Annotated in this window: 15 protein-coding genes; 2 read left to right on the top strand and 13 right to left on the bottom strand. The window is 61.9% G+C overall.

Going from position 1 to position 17428, the window contains the following annotated elements:
- Positions 1 to 54: 54 nt before the first annotated feature.
- From BMW74_RS12110 to dksA, 12 genes are all read right to left on the bottom strand, one after another.
- Positions 55 to 1071 carry a class I SAM-dependent rRNA methyltransferase gene (locus BMW74_RS12110; RefSeq protein WP_093419571.1) on the bottom strand — a complete coding sequence of 339 codons (1017 nt, stop codon included), beginning with the start codon at positions 1069 to 1071 and terminating at the stop codon, positions 55 to 57.
- Positions 1072 to 1222: 151 nt separating this feature from the next.
- Positions 1223 to 2095 carry an oxygenase MpaB family protein gene (locus BMW74_RS12105; protein ID WP_093419567.1) on the bottom strand — a complete coding sequence of 291 codons (873 nt, stop codon included), beginning with the start codon at positions 2093 to 2095 and terminating at the stop codon, positions 1223 to 1225.
- Between the two features lie 68 nt (positions 2096 to 2163).
- Complete coding sequence (gene pgi, locus BMW74_RS12100; RefSeq protein WP_093419562.1) at positions 2164 to 3828, bottom strand: glucose-6-phosphate isomerase; 1665 nt, start codon at positions 3826 to 3828, stop codon at positions 2164 to 2166.
- A gap of 375 nt (positions 3829 to 4203) precedes the next feature.
- Positions 4204 to 5064 carry a pantoate--beta-alanine ligase gene (gene panC / locus BMW74_RS12095; RefSeq protein WP_093419558.1) on the bottom strand — a complete coding sequence of 287 codons (861 nt, stop codon included), beginning with the start codon at positions 5062 to 5064 and terminating at the stop codon, positions 4204 to 4206.
- The gene (panB, locus tag BMW74_RS12090; protein ID WP_093419553.1) at positions 5061 to 5861 is read right to left on the bottom strand and encodes a 3-methyl-2-oxobutanoate hydroxymethyltransferase; all 801 of its coding nucleotides are present in this window, start codon (positions 5859 to 5861) and stop codon (positions 5061 to 5063) included. The genes panC and panB overlap by 4 nt, the downstream gene beginning before the upstream one ends.
- 297 nt (positions 5862 to 6158) lie before the next feature.
- On the bottom strand, positions 6159 to 6644 hold the full coding sequence (gene folK / locus BMW74_RS12085; RefSeq protein ID WP_093419548.1) for a 2-amino-4-hydroxy-6-hydroxymethyldihydropteridine diphosphokinase: 486 nt from the start codon (positions 6642 to 6644) through the stop codon (positions 6159 to 6161).
- 4 nt (positions 6645 to 6648) lie between these two features.
- The gene (locus BMW74_RS12080) at positions 6649 to 8052 is read right to left on the bottom strand and encodes a polynucleotide adenylyltransferase PcnB (RefSeq protein WP_093419543.1); all 1404 of its coding nucleotides are present in this window, start codon (positions 8050 to 8052) and stop codon (positions 6649 to 6651) included.
- 707 nt (positions 8053 to 8759) lie between these two features.
- Positions 8760 to 10196, bottom strand: a complete 1437-nt coding sequence (locus tag BMW74_RS12070; protein ID WP_093419534.1) for a sigma-54-dependent transcriptional regulator — start codon at positions 10194 to 10196, stop codon at positions 8760 to 8762.
- Positions 10197 to 10218: 22 nt separating this feature from the next.
- Entirely contained in the window at positions 10219 to 13173 is a 2955-nt protein-coding gene (locus tag BMW74_RS12065) for a sensor histidine kinase (protein ID WP_175479203.1), read from the bottom strand.
- Positions 13157 to 13333, bottom strand: coding sequence for a hypothetical protein (locus BMW74_RS12060; protein ID WP_003176118.1), 177 nt, complete (start codon positions 13331 to 13333; stop codon positions 13157 to 13159). The genes BMW74_RS12065 and BMW74_RS12060 overlap by 17 nt, the downstream gene beginning before the upstream one ends.
- Before the next feature lie 78 nt (positions 13334 to 13411).
- Positions 13412 to 14305, bottom strand: a complete 894-nt coding sequence (gene gluQRS / locus BMW74_RS12055) for a tRNA glutamyl-Q(34) synthetase GluQRS (RefSeq protein ID WP_093419525.1) — start codon at positions 14303 to 14305, stop codon at positions 13412 to 13414.
- 136 nt (positions 14306 to 14441) lie between these two features.
- Positions 14442 to 14885, bottom strand: a complete 444-nt coding sequence (gene dksA / locus BMW74_RS12050) for an RNA polymerase-binding protein DksA (protein ID WP_093419521.1) — start codon at positions 14883 to 14885, stop codon at positions 14442 to 14444.
- Positions 14886 to 15218: 333 nt separating this feature from the next.
- On the opposite strand from dksA, the gene BMW74_RS12045 reads away from it, so the two are divergent.
- Positions 15219 to 16391: a pyridoxal phosphate-dependent aminotransferase gene (locus BMW74_RS12045; RefSeq protein WP_093419516.1), complete on the top strand. Its 1173-nt coding sequence runs from the start codon at positions 15219 to 15221 to the stop codon at positions 16389 to 16391.
- A complete protein-coding gene (sfsA, locus tag BMW74_RS12040) occupies positions 16391 to 17104 on the top strand; it encodes a DNA/RNA nuclease SfsA (protein WP_093419513.1) in 714 nt (237 codons plus the stop codon). Before BMW74_RS12045 ends, sfsA begins: the two co-directional genes overlap by 1 nt.
- On the opposite strand, the gene BMW74_RS12035 is transcribed toward sfsA, so the two are convergent.
- On the bottom strand, positions 17101 to 17418 hold the full coding sequence (locus BMW74_RS12035) for a Rieske (2Fe-2S) protein (RefSeq protein ID WP_093419510.1): 318 nt from the start codon (positions 17416 to 17418) through the stop codon (positions 17101 to 17103). The genes sfsA and BMW74_RS12035 overlap by 4 nt on opposite strands.
- Positions 17419 to 17428: the final 10 nt, after the last annotated feature.

Genomic DNA, 17428 nt, shown 5'->3' with positions numbered 1-17428 from the left:
CTGGTTCCGAAGCAATGACCGTGTTCAGGATTGTTCAGATTTGCCCGCCCGGGTTCAGAGCTGCAGGATCAGGGTCTTGAGGGGCGGTTGCTGATCCATGGACGGAAAATCGCTGCCGGGAGTCAGCACTTCCCACTCGCGCACCGGACGCCCGGCTTTTTCCGCGCAACGCAGCACCTGTTCACGCCAGTCGTCCAGGCTGACCTTTGCCAGGTTGTTGCAGCAGATCAGTACGCCATCGTCGGCAGTGGTCAGCAATGCCGGCTTGAGCAGGCTTTGGTAGTCACGCAGCAGGTCGACAGTGCCGAAGGCACTCTTGGCCCAGGCCGGAGGGTCGAGCAGCACCAGATCGTACTGGCGTTGTTCCAGGCGCGGGTAGGTGGGCAGCTTTTGTCCGCGACGCTGGTTGATCGGCAGGCCGGCGAGCTGGCGGATCGCCGGGAAATAGTCCGACTGTACGAACTGCATGGCCGGCAGGTGCGGGTTGAGCTGGCCGTTCTCGCGGCCCACGGCCAGGTTGCCTTCGGCAAAATCCAGGTTACACACCTCCCGCGCACCCCCGGCTGCGGCACTCAGGCCCACGCCGCAGGTGTAGGCGAACAGGTTCAGCACGCGCTTGCCCTGGCTGTGCGCCTTGACCCAGCCGCGAGCGTTGCGCAGGTCGAGAAACAGCAACGGGTCTTGCCCGGCATGGCGCCCGCGCACCCGGTAGTTCAGGCCCCATTCATGGCCGACCAGGTCAACCAGTGCGGCGTCGTCGGCGCGGTACACGATGTCTTCGCGGTCGATACGCGAGTTGCCCCGCGAGCGGTCGTTGTAGACCAGCAGCAGGTCAAGATTCAGGTGCTGGTTGATGGCCGCGTGCAGTGCCAGCAACCCGTCGCGCTCCAGGGCCTGGTGAAAGCTCTGGACCAGCAGTTGCGGGCCGTAGCGGTCGATGGTCAGGCCACCGGCGCCTTCCTGGCTGCCATGGAACAGGCGGTAGCAGTCAGTGCCCTGGCTGTGCAACTCGGCGAGCAGGTCCTGGCGATGATCGAGGGCGGCGCGCAGCGCCTGATTCAAGGAAGACATGCGATGCGCCTTGCTGGGGAATGGGGCGCGGGAGTTTACCAGTTTGGCGTGGGACCGAGGTGTTGCCTTCGCTGGCTTGCCGGTCTTGCTCCCACACGCGTTCGTTACAGGTCCATTGTGGGAGCGAGCCTGCTCGCGAAGCGTTTCAGTTCTAGCTGAGTAATCCCATCCGCCGCCTGGCCCGCTGCACTGAGCCATTGCGCACGGCCCAGCGCAGCATCGGCACGCTGCGCTTGACGCTGGTGCGGATCAGTTGGCGTTGCAGCGGGTTCTGGTGCACGCCGAGCATGTCGCTGGCCCAGTCGGGCAACAAGTCGATGCCGGCCTGCATCATCAGCCTGCCAAAAGGCTTGGCCAAGCGGCTGGGGGCAGGCGCGTCGAGCAGCAGGCGCAGCACTTCGCGGCTGCGCTCGTCGCACAGCAGTTGCGGGCGAATTCGCTCAAGGTAGTCGGCAATGGCCTGCCGGGAACGCGGCACATCCCGGGCCCCCAGGCGTTCGGCGACCAAGGCGATTTCATCGTAGTAGCGGTCCTGGTCGGCCAGCGACAGGGCCGGGTTGCGATAGCGCAAGTGGGCCGCGAGGAAGTTGCTGACTTCCGCCACATGGACCCAGGTCAGCAGATCGGGATCGCTGGCGGCGTAAGGACGACCGTCGGGGGCGGTGCCGACCACGTGCAGGTGAATGGTGCGCACCTTCTCGATCAGCCAGTCGGCGTCCCGGCGTGAGCCAAAGGTGGTGCCGGAGATGAATTGCCCGGTGCGGCGTAGGCGCCCAAGCATGTCCTGGCGAAAGTTGGAGTGATCCCAGACCCCGGCCAGGGCCAACGGGTGCAAGGCTTGTAGCATCAGGGCGCTGATACCGCCGATGAGCATGCTGCTGAAGTCGCCGTGTACCTGCCAGCTCACCGAGTCGGGGCCAAACAGGCCGGGATCGCCCTTGGGGTTCTCCAGGTCCAGCTTGCCCAGGGACAGGCCGGTGAGGCTCATGATCTGGCGTTCGATGCGGGTGCGGATGAAGTCCATGGCGGTTCGGTCCGGGTAAACGCAACTGTGGGAGCAAGCTTGCTCCCACAGGGGTTGCCGAGGGGGGATCAGCCGCGGTGACGGCCGCGGAAGTAGTTGATCAGGCCCTGGGTCGAAGCATCGTCGGCCGGTGCTTCTTCGGTGCCGGTCAGGCGGTTGTAGACGCCTTTGCCCAGCTCCTTACCCAATTCCACGCCCCACTGGTCAAAGGCGTTGATGCCCCAGACCACGCTTTGCACGAACACCTTGTGCTCATACAGCGCCACCAGGGCGCCGAGGCGACGAGGGCTGATGCGCTCGACCACCAGGGTGTTGCTCGGGCGGTTGCCCGGGATCACCTTGTGCGGTGCCAGCTTCTGTACCTCGTCCTCGCCCATGCCCTTGTCGCGCAACTCGGCTTCGGCTTCGCTGCGGGTCTTGCCCAGCATCAGGGCCTGGCTCTGGGACAGGCAGTTGGCGTACAGCCATTGATGGTGGTCGGACACCGGGTTGAAGCTGACGATCGGCACGATGAAGTCGGCCGGAATCAACTGGGTGCCCTGGTGCAGCAACTGGTGATAGGCATGCTGGCCGTTGCAGCCCACGCCGCCCCAGATCACCGGGCCGGTATCGGTGGACACTGGCGTGCCGTCCTGGCGCACGCTCTTGCCGTTGGATTCCATGTCCAGTTGTTGCAAGTGCTTGGTGATGTTACGCAGGTAGTGGTCGTACGGCAGGATCGCGTGGCTTTGCGCGCCCCAGAAGTTGCCGTACCACACGCCCAGCAAGGCCATCAGGACGGGCATGTTCTGTTCGAACGGGGCGGTCTGGAAGTGCTGGTCCATGGTGTAGGCACCGGACAGCAGTTCCTTGAAGTTGGACATGCCGATGGCCAGGGCAATCGGCAGGCCGATGGCCGACCAGAGCGAGTAACGACCGCCGACCCAATCCCACATCGGGAAGATGTTTTCTTCACGGATACCGAAGGCCACGGCTGCCGCGTTGTTGCTGGAAACGGCGATGAAGTGGCGATACAGCTCGGCTTCCGAGCCACCCTGGGCCAGGTACCAGGCACGGGCGGCCTGGGCATTTTTCAGGGTTTCCAGGGTATTGAAGGATTTCGACGAAACGATGAAGAGCGTTGTCTCGGCGCGCAGCTTGAGGGTCAGCTCGTGGAACTCGCTGCCATCGATGTTCGCCAGGTAGTGGCAGCGCACGCCTTTCTGGGCGTAGGACAACAGCGCTTCGGAAACCAGCTCGGGGCCGAGGAAGGAGCCGCCGATACCGATGTTCACCACGTCGGTGATCGGCTTCTCGGTGTAGCCGCGCCACAGGCCGTCATGGATGCGGCCGACCAGGTCAGTGATCTGGTTCAGCACTTTGTGCACGTCGGGCATCACGTTGACGCCATTGACCGACAGCTTGTCGCCGACTGGACGGCGCAGGGCCGTGTGCAGGGCAGGGCGGTTCTCGGAGGCGTTGACGATCTCACCGTTGAACAACGCTTTGATGGCGTCCTGCAGGCCGACTTCGTTCGCCAGGCCCACCAGCAGGTCGCGGGTTTGGGTGTTGATCAGGTTCTTCGAGTAATCCAGGAACAGCCCACAGCTGCTCAGGGTGAATTGGGTGAATCGCTGCGGATCGGCGTTGAACGCCTCACGCATACTGAAATCCTGCATGGCTTGGCGGTGATCATTCAGCGCCTGCCAGGCTGGCAGAGCGGTAACGTCTTGAGGAGTGCGGTAGTACGCCATCGCTGCGGTTTTCCTTTTGCTTGAACTGCCTTTAGGACACTGAAAAGCCCGGAATGTCCTACCGGGCGCCAGGCATTTTCCGATCTCACTGCGAGTAGACGATTAAACAGCGCAGAGGTCGATAACAGTAAACCTCAACGCAAGATCTGTCTTGGCTTTGTCTGACCTGCGGCCGGTACGGGGTTGTCGTGGCGCGGGCGGGGTTTCAGTGATCGGAACGGCGCGCAGTTTGCCCGAAGGCTGGGTGGCCGGCAATAACGGTTGGGGGGTGTTGCGGCGTAACCCATGGCCATTGTGGGAGCGAGCCTGCTCGCGAAAGCGTGACGGGTTGACGGCCGTCGCGAGCAGGCGTGTTCCAACAGGAGGCTGGGGTGTTCAGGCGGGGGTGTCGAGGTTCAGGTGCAGGTTGTCGATCAGGCGGGTGGTGCCCAGGAAGGCCGCTACCAGAATCACCAGGTCACGATCATCAGCCGTTGCGGGGCGCAGGGTGCGGGCCTCACGGATCTCCAGGTAGTCCGAACGCAAACCGGCGTCTTCGAGCTGCTTGAGCATGCGCTCCAGCAGCGCCGGGTAAGCCCGGTCACCGTGTTTGATCGCGTCGGCGATTTCGCTCAGCGTGCGGTACACCACAGGTGCGACAGCGCGCTGTTGTTCATCGAGAAAACCGTTGCGCGAGGACAGGGCCAGGCCATCGGCGGCCCGTACAGTCGGTTCGCCAATGATCTGGACCGGCATGTTCAGGTCGTGCACCAGGGCGCGAATGACCGCCAGTTGCTGGAAGTCCTTTTGGCCGAAGACCGCCAGGTCCGGCTGCACCATGTTGAACAGCTTGCTCACCACGGTGGCCACGCCTTCGAAATGCCCCGGGCGACTGGCGCCGCACAGGCCCTCGGACAGTTGCGGGACACTGACACGGGTCTGGCCAGCCATGCCGTCGGGGTACATCTCTTCAACGCTCGGGGTAAACAGCAGGTGACAGCCCGCTTGCAGGAGTTTCTCCTGGTCGGCGGGCAGCGTGCGCGGGTACTTGTCGAGGTCTTCGCCGGCGCCGAACTGCAGCGGGTTGACGAAAATGCTCGCCACCACGAAGTCCACCCGCTGGGATGCCTTGGTCACCAGTGCCACGTGGCCGCTGTGCAGGTTGCCCATGGTTGGCACGAAGCCAATGCGCTTGCCCTCACTGCGGGCGCGGGCGACGGCAGCCCGCAGTTCGCGTACGGTCTTGACGGTGTTCATGCAGAGAATCCGTGTTCGGCACCGGGGAAGGTGACGGCTTTGACTTCGCTGACGTAGGCCGCCAAGGCCGCCTGGATGCTGTCCTGGCCGGCCATGAAGTTCTTCACGAATTTGGGTGCGCGACCGGTGAGTGACAGGCCGAGCATGTCGTGCAGCACCAGGACCTGGCCGTCGGTAGCACTGCCGGCGCCGATACCGATCACCGGGATGTTTACCGCCTGCGTGATCTCATGGGCCAATTCACTCGGGACGCATTCGAGCAGCAGCATCGACACGCCAGCCTGTTCCAGGGCAATGGCATCCGCACGCATCTGCCGGGCCTGGTTTTCGTTGCGCCCCTGGACTTTATAGCCACCCAGAATATTCACCGCCTGCGGTGTCAGGCCCATGTGCGCACACACCGGGATGCCGCGCTCGGCCAGCAATCGAATCGACTCGGCCAGCCACAGCGCACCTTCAACCTTGATCATGTGTGCACCGGCTTGCATCAGGCGGGCGCTGTTGGTCATGGTCTGCTCAAGGGTGGCGTTCGCCATGAACGGCAGGTCAGCCAGGATCAGTGCGTCGGTGTTGCCACGCTTGACCGCAGCCACGTGATACGCCATTTCGTCGGTGGTGACCGGCAGGGTGCTGTCATGGCCCTGCAACACCATGCCGAGGGAATCGCCCACCAGTAACACTTCGACCCCGGCTTCATTGCAGGCATGGGCGAAGGTCGCGTCGTAGCACGTCAGCATGGTGATTTTTTCACCCTTGTGCTTGAGGGTCTGCAAGGTGGTGAGAGTAATAGCTGGCATGAAAAGGATCCTCGTTCAGGCGCTTGGAAAACTACTGCGAGTAACGCGCGTGATTCTTCATTTGCTCAGGCGCACGGTCTTTTTGTCGTGCTTGAAAAGCCTGGATGGCGCCCTTTTGTGCCGTGTTGGCGGCAGCGGGACGCCTATAGTCGTGAGGAGGACTCGGGAAGTCAATTGGATGTGTTACCGCAAGGTTACGGCTGGGGTGTTACCGGCGTTACTGATGCGATTCAGCACATCGGGTCGACTTCACAGGGAGGGCTTTTGTGGGCGTGAGCGGCGCCCGCTGGGGCTTCATCAGGGCTGGAGCAGGCGTTCCAATCCGACAAACGGACAGGCCTTGAGCAGGTCGCGCAAGCTGCGGCCGTCTGCCAGGTGCAGGTCAGCGGGTGCCAGTTCCGCCAGTGGATAGAGTACGAAGGCGCGTTCCTGCAACTGGTAGTGAGGGACTTTGAGGCGAGGCTCGTCGATCAGGCGATCTCCGAACAGCAGGATATCCAGGTCCAGGGTGCGTGGCCCCCAGCGCTCAAGGCGTTCGCGGCCCTGGCTGTTTTCGATGGCTTGCAGGGCATCGAGTAGCGCCAGCGGGGCGAGGTCAGTGTCCAGCGCCGCCACCGCATTGGTGTAGCGCGGTTGGCCGGGCAGCAGGGAATCGCTTTGATAGAGGCTCGACATCCCGGCCAGGCTCGTGCGGGGCAACTGCGCCAGCGCCTGGACAGCGCTGTGCAGTTGTTCGGCGGGGGCACAGAGGTTGCTGCCCATGCCTATGTAGATGCGTTCCATTGACTTACTCGCCTGACGCGCCCGGTGCATCGGCGGTACGTTTGCGCTTGGTGCCACTGCTGCGGCGACGTTTGCGCGGTGCCGCGCCAGGGCCATCGTCCTTGCTGCTGAGGTCGCGGATCATGTCGCGGCGCTCACTGTCGTTGGCGTCCTGATAGTCGGTCCACCACTCGCCCAGGCCGTTGGTCTGTTCGCCAGCGCTTTCACGCAGCAGCAGGAAGTCGTATCCCGCCCGGAAACGCGGGTTGTCCAGCAACAGGTCGGCGCGCTTGCCGCTGCGACGCGGCAGGCGTTCCTGCATGTCCCAGATCTCGCGGATAGGCAGGGTGAAACGCTTTGGAATCGCAATGCGCTGGCACTGTTCGCTGATCAGCTCGTGGGCCGCTTCCTGCATCGCCGGGATCGGCGGCATGCCACGGTCTTGCAGGCGCAGTACGCGGGCCGGCAACGCAGGCCACAACAGGGCAGCGAACAGAAACGCGGGTGTCACGGGCTTGTTCTGCTTGATGCGCAGGTCGGTATTGATCAGCGCTTCGCTGATCAGGGTGTGGGTGTAGGTCGGGTTGTGTTCCAGTGCCTCGGCGCTGGCCGGGAACAGCGGGTCGAACAACTGCAGGTCGACCAGCATCTCGAAGGTGTCAGCGGCGTGGCCCGAAAGGAACAGCTTGAGCACTTCTTCGAACAGACGCGCCGACGGGATCTCGCGCAGCATCGGTGCCAGTTTGCGGATCGGCGCGGCGGTGTGCTTTTCGATGCCGAAGTTCAGCTTGGCGGCAAAACGCACGGCACGCAGCATGCGTACCGGGTCTTCCTGGTAGCGCTGGGTCGGATCGCCGATCAGGCGGATCAAGTGATTGCGGATGTCGTGTACGCCGTTGGCGTAGTCGAGGATGCGCTCGCTGACCGGGTCGTAATACAGGGCGTTGATGGTGAAGTCGCGGCGTTGCGCGTCTTCTTCCAGGGTGCCGTAGACGTTGTCGCGCAGGATGCGCCCGCTTTCGTTACGCGAGGATTGGTTGCTGTCTTCCTCGTCGTCGTTTTGCGGGTGATTGGCGCGGAACGTCGCCACTTCGATGATTTCACGACCAAAGTGGATGTGGACCAGTTTGAAGCGGCGGCCAATGATTCGCGCATTTCGGAACTCGGCGCGAATCTGTTCCGGCGTGGCGCTGGTGGCGACGTCGAAATCCTTGGGTGTGATGTTGAGTAGCATGTCGCGCACGCAACCGCCGACCAGGTAAGCCTGGTAGCCGGCGTTCTGCAGGCGTTCGACGATGTTCACCGCATAACGGCTGAACTGCGCTTTTTGCAGCGAATGTTGGCCGCTGTTGAGCACTTCAGGCGTGCTGCGAATGTGTTGCGTACGACGCAAGGGAGAACGGAATGACTGGAACAACTTCTTCAGCATGGGATGCACTGTTTGAAGGAATGTTCGGCCATAACGAAGAATGACCGCATGATGGGCGGGGATTCTAGCATTTAGTCAGGGGATGGTGTAGGAAGCTGCGCGGATCTGTGTAGCGGCTGTCTTTCGGGGCTAAACGCCAGAAACTACAAGGGGAGCCGAAGCTCCCCAAGAAGTAGTTGCGTGTTCTATTTTTATTATTGGTTTCGGGCTTCTTGTTTTTGTGTTGCGCCCTTGCCATGAGGTTTGCCTTCATGACGCTCCCAATCGGGAGTCAAGAGCAAACGGATTGCTTTGATCGCTGTGCTGCAATGATCTGTTCGATCCAACCAGTTCAGGCTCTGTCTTAGGACAGTTTTTGTTGTTCTCGGCCTGGTTGTGGGGCAAGCCCCAAATACAACGCTTCTCCAAAAGAATCAGTTAGCTACGCCTCTCGCCGTCTTGTTTTTATTGTGCGTGAGTCGATACGTCTTATTTTTATTGTCTTGTGCATTGCTTGTTATTGTTTTTGTACTAAGCATATAGCAGAAGCCGTGCCAACTTTTGCGAAGCCTAATGAAACAAGGGGTTAGAGGTGTTTTGCAGGTTTTTAAGGGCCAAAAAAAACCGGGGCTTCGTTACCTTTAGCCCCGGCTTCTGTTACGCAAAATAGCGGCGGTAACAGTTTTTTCACATGGTCACCTGTTATCCACAGGCTCTACAGCGGGCGTTCAGCTTTCGCTGGCAACCCCGGTCTTGCGCCGCGGGATGCCCAGGCGCTGGCGGCGTTCCCACAGGCATTTACGGCTGACCCCGAGCTTGCGCGCCAACTCGGTCTCGGTCATGTGGTCCTGGTGTTCCAGGACGAAGTGCTGGAAGTAGTCTTCCAGTGACAGGTCTTCGGTCGGCTCATGGCTGGTGTTGCCCGTGCTGCCCTGTTGTGGTGCCAGGCCGATGAAGTCGTCCTCCTCCAGGTCATTGAGCTCGATATCGATGCCCAGCAGTTCGGCGGAAATTTCCGGGTTCTCGCACAGGATCACCGCGCGCTCGACGGCGTTTTCCAGTTCGCGCACGTTACCGGGCCATGAGTACTGACGAATGGCCTGCTCGGCATCGGCGGCGAACTTCAGGTCAGTGCGATTGACCCGCGCACTCTGGCGCGCGAGGAAGGCGTTGGCGATTTCATTGACGTCGGCGCCACGTTCACGCAAGGCCGGCAGTTTCAGGGCAATAACGTGCAGGCGGTAGTACAAGTCTTCACGGAACTGGCCGATCTTGGCCAGGCTCTTGAGATCACGGTGAGTCGCGGCAATCAGGCGCACATCGACCTTTTGCGATTGCACCGAGCCCACGCGGCGGATTTCACCCTCCTGCAGGACTCGCAGCAAGCGGGCCTGGGCCTCAAGTGGCAGTTCGCCGATTTCATCGAGAAACAGTGTGCCACCGTCCGCCGCTTCGACCAGTCCGGCACGGCCGGCGCTGGCACCGGTAAACGCGCCTTTCTCGTGGCCAAACAGTTCGGACTCGATCAGGGATTCCGGGATCGCCGCGCAGTTCACCGAGATCATCGGTGCCTTGGCGCGCCTGGAGAGGTTGTGCAGGGCGCGGGCCACCAATTCCTTGCCGGTGCCGGACTCGCCCTGGATCAAGACATTGGAGTCGGTCGGTGCCACTTTGCGGATCTTGCTGTATAGGTCCTGCATCGGTGGACAGGAGCCAATGATACCGATCTCGCCGTTGCTGTTATCCGCTCCCGGCTTGTCTGCGCCCGTGGCGCCTTTGCCCGCAGGACGTTCACTGGCGGTACTTTGTGCCGTTTGTCGGTCACGCAGGATGCGCGCCACGGCCTGGAGCATTTCGTCGTGATCGAAAGGCTTGGCGATGTAGTCCACCGCACCCATTTTCATCGAGTCGACCGCCGAACGCAGGCTGGCGTAGCTGGTCATGATCAGCACGGGGGTGCCCTGGCCAAGCTTGATCAGCTCAGTCCCCGGGGCTCCTGGAAGACGCAGGTCACTGACGATCAGGTCGAACGTGGGAATGCTGAAGCGTTCTTGTGCTTCTTGCACTGAGCCGGCTTCGCTGACCTGGTACTGGTTGCGTTCCAGCAGGCGGCGCAAGGCGGAGCGGATAATGGTTTCGTCTTCGACGATCAAAATGTGCGGCATTGATTCGGTTCTCTCGACGGTCTCAGTTCACAGCGGACGTCGCTTCGACATGACGCGGTAAAGTCACCCGGATACGGGTGCCGCGTTGGCTTTGAAGATCAGCCGGGCTGTCGATGGTGATTTGTCCATAATGCTCTTCAACGATGGAATAGACCAGTGCGAGGCCCAGACCGGTACCTTCGCCAGGATCCTTGGTGGTGAAGAAAGGTTCGAACAGCCGATCCTTGATGTTCGCGGGAATACCACTGCCTTCGTCTTCCACGATCAAATCGACCGTGTGTTCGCTGGCTTCGCTTTTTACCCGTACCGCACTGCCGGCTGGCGTGGCGTCGCGGGCGTTGGACAACAGGTTGATCAGGACTTGGGCGAGTCGTTGTGGATCGCCCACGACCCAATGCTCGGGGTCGCACAGGTTGAAGAACTGCACTTCGAAGTTGCGGCGGTTGAGCGCCAGCAGACCAATGGCATCCTGCGCGACCTCGGCCAGGCACACCGGCTCGTCGTTGTGCTGATGACTGCCCGCGTGGGCAAAGCTCATCAGCGATTGGACGATGCGCGACACCCGCTTGGTCTGTTCGAGAATCTGGCCGCTGATTTCCGTCAGCTCGCCGTCTTCTTCGCGTTCTTCGCGCAGGTTCTGCGCCAGGCAGGCGATACCGGTGATCGGGTTGCCGATTTCGTGGGCAACGCCAGCGGCCAGTCGGCCAATGCTGGCCAAGCGTTCGGAGTGCACCAGTTTGTCTTCGAGCATTTGGGTTTCAGTCAGGTCTTCAACTAGTAGCACCAAGCCACTATTGCCCGGCGCCAGCGGTTCGTCAATCGCTGCCTTGTGCAGGTTCAGCCAGCGGGTCTGGCCATCGAGGGTCAGGTGCTGTTTGTGCAGGTGTTCGTCGGGCAGGTTGATGAAGCCCTGCAGCAGTTCTTTCCACGGCTCGCCCAGGGTGTTCAAGCGTGAACCCACCACGCGTTGGGCGGGAATCTCGGTCAGCTCCTCCATGGCTTTGTTCCACATGAGGATTTCCTGGTCCTTGGCCAGCGAGCAAACGCCCATCGGCAATTCTTGCAAGGTCTGGCGGTGGTAGCGGCGCAGGGCGTCGAGTTCGGCGGCAAGCCCGGTGAGGCGCGAGTGATAGTCCTCGAGGCGGCTTTCGATGAAGTGGATGTCTTCGGTGACGTAGTTTTCGCCGCCGGCCTTGTAGGGCAGGAAGGTCTCGACCATGTCTTGCGCGACACTCGGGCCCATCAGGCCGGAGAGGTTGGCCTCGATGCGGTCGCGCAGGCGGCGCAGGGCATAGGGACGTCGTTCGTCGAAGGGCAGGTAGAGATCGCGCAGGGCTTGCTCGACTTCCTTTTGCGCGGCCTTGGCGCCCAGTGGCTTGGCCAGTTGGGTGGCGAATTCCTGGGGGGACGCGGCATGCAGTTCGCGCCGTTGCGGGCGGCGTACGTTGTCCACGGCGCAGGCTTCGGCAGCACTGGCTTCTTCGGTGCTGGCGTTGGTGAACAGCGAGACCAGGGTGAAGATCAAGACGTTGGCGGCCAGCGAGGCAATCGCTGCCATGTGCCAACTGGTGTCGTCGAGCACGTAGATCATGTTCAACAACGGGATGTAGAAACCTTGCAGGTTGCCCACCAGCGGCAACAGCATCGTCACCAGCCACACCAGGATCCCTGCCAGCAGGCCGGCGATGAAGCCGCGGCGGTTGGCGGTCGGCCAGTACAGCACCGACAGCACGCCGGGCAGGAACTGCAAGGTGGCGACGAAGGCGACGATACCCAGGTTGGCCAGGTCCTGCTCGGCGCCCAGCATCAGGTAGAAACCGTAACCGGCCATGATGATGGCGACGATCAGCGCCCGGCGGGTCCACTTCAACCAGCGGTAGATATTACCTTCGGCCGGTGGCTGATACAGCGGCAGCACCAGGTGGTTCAGGGCCATCCCCGACAGCGCCAGGGTGGTGACGATGATCAGGCCACTGGCCGCTGACAATCCGCCGATGTAGGCCAGCAGCGCCAAGGCCTTGCTGTTGGCGGCAATGCCGATCCCGAGGGTGAAGTATTCCGGGTTGGTGGTGGCGCCCAGCTTCAGGCCGGCCCAGAGAATCAGCGGTACCGCGAGGCTCATCAACAGCAGGAACAGCGGCAGGCCCCAGCTGGCGCTGACCAGCGAGCGCGGGTTGAGGTTCTCGGTGAAGGTCATGTGATACATGTGCGGCATCACGATGGCCGAGGCGAAGAACACCAGCAGCAATGTGCGCCAAGGGCCTTCTTGCAGGGGCGTGTGCAGGGCGGCGAGGGCGGTCTGGTTTTGCAGCAACCAAAGCTCAAGCTGTTGCGGACCGTCGAAGACACCGTACAGCGCATACAGGCCGACGCCGCCGATGGCGATCAATTTGATCACCGACTCAAAGGCGATGGCGAACACCAGGCCTTCGTGCTTTTCGCGGGTGGCGATGTGCCGGGAGCCGAAGAAGATCGTGAATAGGGTAATCAGCGCGCAGAAACTCAGGGCCACGCGATGCTGCACGGGTTCGCGGGTGAGGATGCCAATCGAGTCCGCCACGGCCTGAATCTGCAGGGCCAGCAGCGGCAATACGCCGATCAGCATGAAGATGGTGGTCAGCGCACCGGCCCAGGTGCTGCGAAAGCGGAAGGCGAACAGGTCGGCCAGGGACGACAATTGGTAGGTGCGGGTGATCTTCAGGATCGGGTACAGCAGCACGGGCGCCAGCAGGAATGCCCCGGACACCCCGAGATAGCTGGAAAGAAAACCGTAGCCATACTGATAGGCTAGGCCAATCGTACCGTAGAACGCCCAGGCGCTGGCATACACGCCCAGTGACAGGGTGTAGGTCAGTGGGTGGCGAATGATCGCCCGCGGAATCATTCCGCGTTCACTGATCCAGGCAACGCCGAACAACACCGCGAGGTACGCGGCGCTGATCAGGATCATCTGGGTCAGGCTAAAGCTCATCGGCATCTTTTTGGCTCTGCAGGATGAAGGTCACGACGATCAGGATCAGCCACAGCAGATACGGGCGATACCAGGCGCCAGTGGCGTCGATCCACCAGTCCATGATGGCGGGGGAGAACAGATAGATCCCCACTACCAGCAGCAGGACCAAGCGATAGATGTACATCCCGGCCTCTCTTTATTGTGCGTGTGCCCGAAAAACGTGCGGCGATGGTAACGGATGGGCGCCAACCTGCAAGCCTGCTCAGCGTAATTGCGCCTCGGGCAGGGTCAGGGTGCGTGGGATCAGTGTGGCATCCCAGTGGCCGATGCCCCACTGGAGGACCTCGACGGCGCTGGCGTCATTGAGTTCCGGGCCAGGTGCCTGGCCCAGTGCCCGGAGGGCGCGCAGCAGCATAAAGGTGGCCTGGTCGGCGTTCAAAGGCGGTGAACGGTAGGATTTGCCCAGCTTGTTGCCGTCCGGTTGAGTGATCAGTGGCAGGTGCAGGTAACGCGGCTGGGGCAGGCCGAGCAGTTCTTGCAGGTAGAGCTGGCGCGGGGTGGAGTCGAGCAAGTCGGCACCGCGCACGATGTCGGTGATGCCTTGCCAGGCGTCGTCGAGCACGACCGCCAACTGGTAGGCGTACAGCCCGTCGCGGCGGCGAATCACGAAGTCCCCGACTTCCCGGGCCAGGTGCTGGCGGTATTGACCTTGCACGCGGTCGATAAAGTGGTACTCCAGCTCTGGAACTCGCAGGCGGATCGCGGCCTCTTCGGGGCCGTGCCCGGCGTTGCGGCAAAGTCCCGGATAGATCCCGTGATAGGGCTCCAGTTGTTTGCGCGAACAGGTGCAAGCGTAGGCCAGACCGTGATTGAACAGTTGTTCGAGCACTTGGGCGTAGGCGGGGTGTCGCGCGCTTTGGCGGACCATCTCGCCGTCCCATTCAAAACCGTAGGCTTCCAGGGCCTTGAGGATCGCAGTCTGGGCGCCAGGCACTTCGCGGGGCGGGTCCAGGTCTTCCATGCGCAGCAGCCAGCGGCCGCCTACCGAGCGGGCATCAAGATAAGAAGCCAGCGCCGCGACCAGCGAGCCGAAGTGCAGATGGCCGCTGGGCGTGGGGGCGAAGCGGCCGATGTAGGGGGAGGCGGAGGTAGTCATGGCTGGATATTACGTAGTGGCGCCGGTTCAGCGCACGGTTCGATGCCGCCCTCGCGAGGGGGGATTTTCAAGGCACAGCAAACATCGGAAACAAAAACGGAGCGTTCGCACGCTCCGTTCTTGGTCAAGCCGACAGTTACTTGCCGACTTGCTTTTCCTTGATTTCCGCAAGGGTCTTGCAGTCAACGCACATGTCGGCCGTAGGACGGGCCTCCAGGCGCTTGACGCCGATTTCGACGCCGCAGGACTCGCACCAACCGTACTCTTCGTCTTCGATCAGTTGCAGGGTCTTGTCGATTTTTTTGATCAGCTTGCGCTCGCGGTCGCGGGCGCGCAGTTCAAGGGCGAACTCTTCTTCCTGGCTGGCACGGTCGGCCGGGTCCGGGAAGTTCGCTGCTTCGTCTTTCATGTGGTCAACCGTGCGGTCGACTTCCTGCATCAGTTCCTGTTTCCACTTGTTCAGGATCTTGGTGAAGTGCGCGCGCATGGGCTTGCCCATGTACTCCTCGCCCTTCACTTCTTTGTAGGACTCGAAGCCGCTGATCGACTGGTTTACCTGATGCTTTGCTTGGGTGGGCATGAAATGGACCGCCTCTACTCTTGTAATCCATTGCGCAGGATTGCTCCATCACCGACACCTGCCGGCCCTGCGGCTGCAAGCGGGCGAACTTACCAGATCAAAACAGGCCGCGCTACTCCTGGATGTCGGGGCGGCGGCCCGCAAGGCTTACAAAGGGTTGCAAAGCCTTATCTGGCGGCTCTGGAGACCTGATCAATTATTGATTTTAGTCAATCCTGGGCCGTGCGTTTGGGCTTGATGACACGCGAGCCTCGGGAATGTGACCGTATTAGGCGCTCGCTCGTTCCTGCGCTTGGGTAGAATCGATTCTTTTTCCCCGTTGAAGGAAGGCTAATGGCTCAGCCCTACAGTGCGCGCAGCCGCGCTATCGAACCTTTCCATGTCATGGCCCTGCTGGCACGCGCCAATGAGCTGCAGGCCGCTGGCCATGACGTGATTCACCTGGAAATCGGCGAACCGGACTTCACCACCGCCGAGCCCATCATCCAGGCTGGCCAGGCCGCCCTCACGGCCGGGAAAACCCGATATACGGCGGCGCGGGGCATCCCGGAGCTGCGTGCGGCGATCTCTGGCTTCTACCAGCAGCGTTATGGCCTGGACATCGACCCGCAGCGAATCATGATCACGCCGGGTGGTTCGGGGGCGCTGCTGCTGGCCAGCGCCTTGCTGGTGGACCCGGGCAAGCACTGGCTCCTGGCCGATCCGGGCTACCCCTGCAACCGACACTTCCTGCGGCTGGTCGAGGGCGCGGCGCAGTTGGTTCCGGTGGGGCCGGAGGTGCGTTACCAACTGACCCCGGACCTGGTCGAGCGCTATTGGGATCACGACAGCGTCGGTGCGTTGGTGGCGTCGCCGGCCAACCCAACAGGCACCATCCTGAGCCGCGACGAGCTGGCGGGACTCTCTACGGCGATCAAGGGCCGTAATGGCCATCTGGTGGTCGACGAGATCTATCACGGCCTGACCTACGGCACCGAGGCTGCCAGCGTGCTGGAAGTGGATGACAGCGCCTTTGTGCTCAACAGCTTTTCCAAGTACTTCGGCATGACGGGTTGGCGCCTTGGCTGGCTGGTGGCGCCTCAAGCGGCGATCGGTGAGCTGGAGAAGCTCGCTCAGAATCTCTACATCAGCGCGCCAAGCATGGCCCAGTATGCGGCCCTGGCATGCTTTGATCCCGCGACCTTGAGCATTCTCGAAGAGCGCCGCGCCGAGTTCGGGCGCCGCCGCGATTATCTCCTGCCGGCCTTGCGTGAGCTGGGCTTTGGCATTGCGGTTGAGCCTGAAGGGGCGTTCTACCTGTACGCGGACATCAGTGCGTTTGGCGGCGATGCCTTTGCCTTCTGTCGGCACTTCCTGGAAACCGAACACATCGCCTTCACCCCAGGCCTGGATTTTGGCCGGTACCAGGCCGGTCATCATGTGCGCTTTGCCTACACCCAAAGCCTGCCGCGCCTGCAAGAGGCGGTGGAGCGGATCGCCCGTGGCCTGCGGAGTTGGCAAGGCTGATGTTATTCAATCCTCCCCTGGAAGAAGGTCGGTTGATCCGACGTTACAAGCGTTTTCTCGCCGATATCGAAACCGTTGGCGGCGAACTGCTCACCATTCATTGCCCCAACACCGGCTCGATGCTCAACTGCATGGTCGAAGGTGGCCAGGTCTGGTTCAGTCGCACCAACGACCCCAAGCGCAAGTTGCCTGGCACCTGGGAAATCAGCGAAACCCCGCAAGGGCGCCTGGCCTGCGTCAATACGGCGCGGGCCAATGCCTTGATCGAGGAAGCGCTGCGTGCCGGCGTGATCACTGAACTCAACGGGTTTACCGGGCTCAAGCGCGAAGTGCCCTACGGCCAGGAAAACAGCCGCATCGACTTTCGCCTCGATTACCCCGGTGGCCCGGCGTTTGTCGAAGTCAAAAGTGTCACGCTGGGCTTTGATGGCTCGGCGGTGGCGGCGTTTCCCGACGCGGTGACCCAACGTGGCGCCAAGCACCTGCGTGAGCTGGCGCACCTGGCCCGGGAAGGGGTGCGCGCCGTGCAGTTGTACTGCGTGAATCTGACCGGGATCGACGCGGTGCGTCCCGCCGAGGAGATCGATCCGGGCTATGCGGCGGCCCTGCGTGAGGCGAAGGCTGCCGGCGTCGAGGTGTTGGCGTATGGTGTGAGCCTGACGTCGCAAGCGGTGCGTGTCGACCGCCGCCTGGACGTGTTGCTCGGCGCTTAAGGCTGGACCCAGATGCCCTGGCTGTCCTCACGGCACGCCAGGGCATTGAGCGATTGGCCCTCGCAAGGGCCTGCAACGCACTCGCCGTTCTCGATCAGAAACAGCGCGCCATGGGTGGCGCACTGGATCAGGCTGGCGCTGGGGTCGAGAAATTGATCGGGCTGCCATTCCAGGGATACCCCACGATGGGGGCAGCGATTTTCGTACAGGTAGACCCGGCCTTCACGGCGCACGGCGAACAGCTTGCGCCCGTCGATCTCGAACCCGCGGCTGTGGCTTTCGACCAGCTCGGCGCTGGTGCAAAGAAACTTCATGACTATCCTC

Source organism: Pseudomonas sp. ok272, from assembly GCF_900109995.1.
GTDB lineage: Bacteria > Pseudomonadota > Gammaproteobacteria > Pseudomonadales > Pseudomonadaceae > Aquipseudomonas.
Note: the sequence above shows the minus strand (reverse complement) of the source record. Positions and strands in the feature narration are given on the sequence as shown.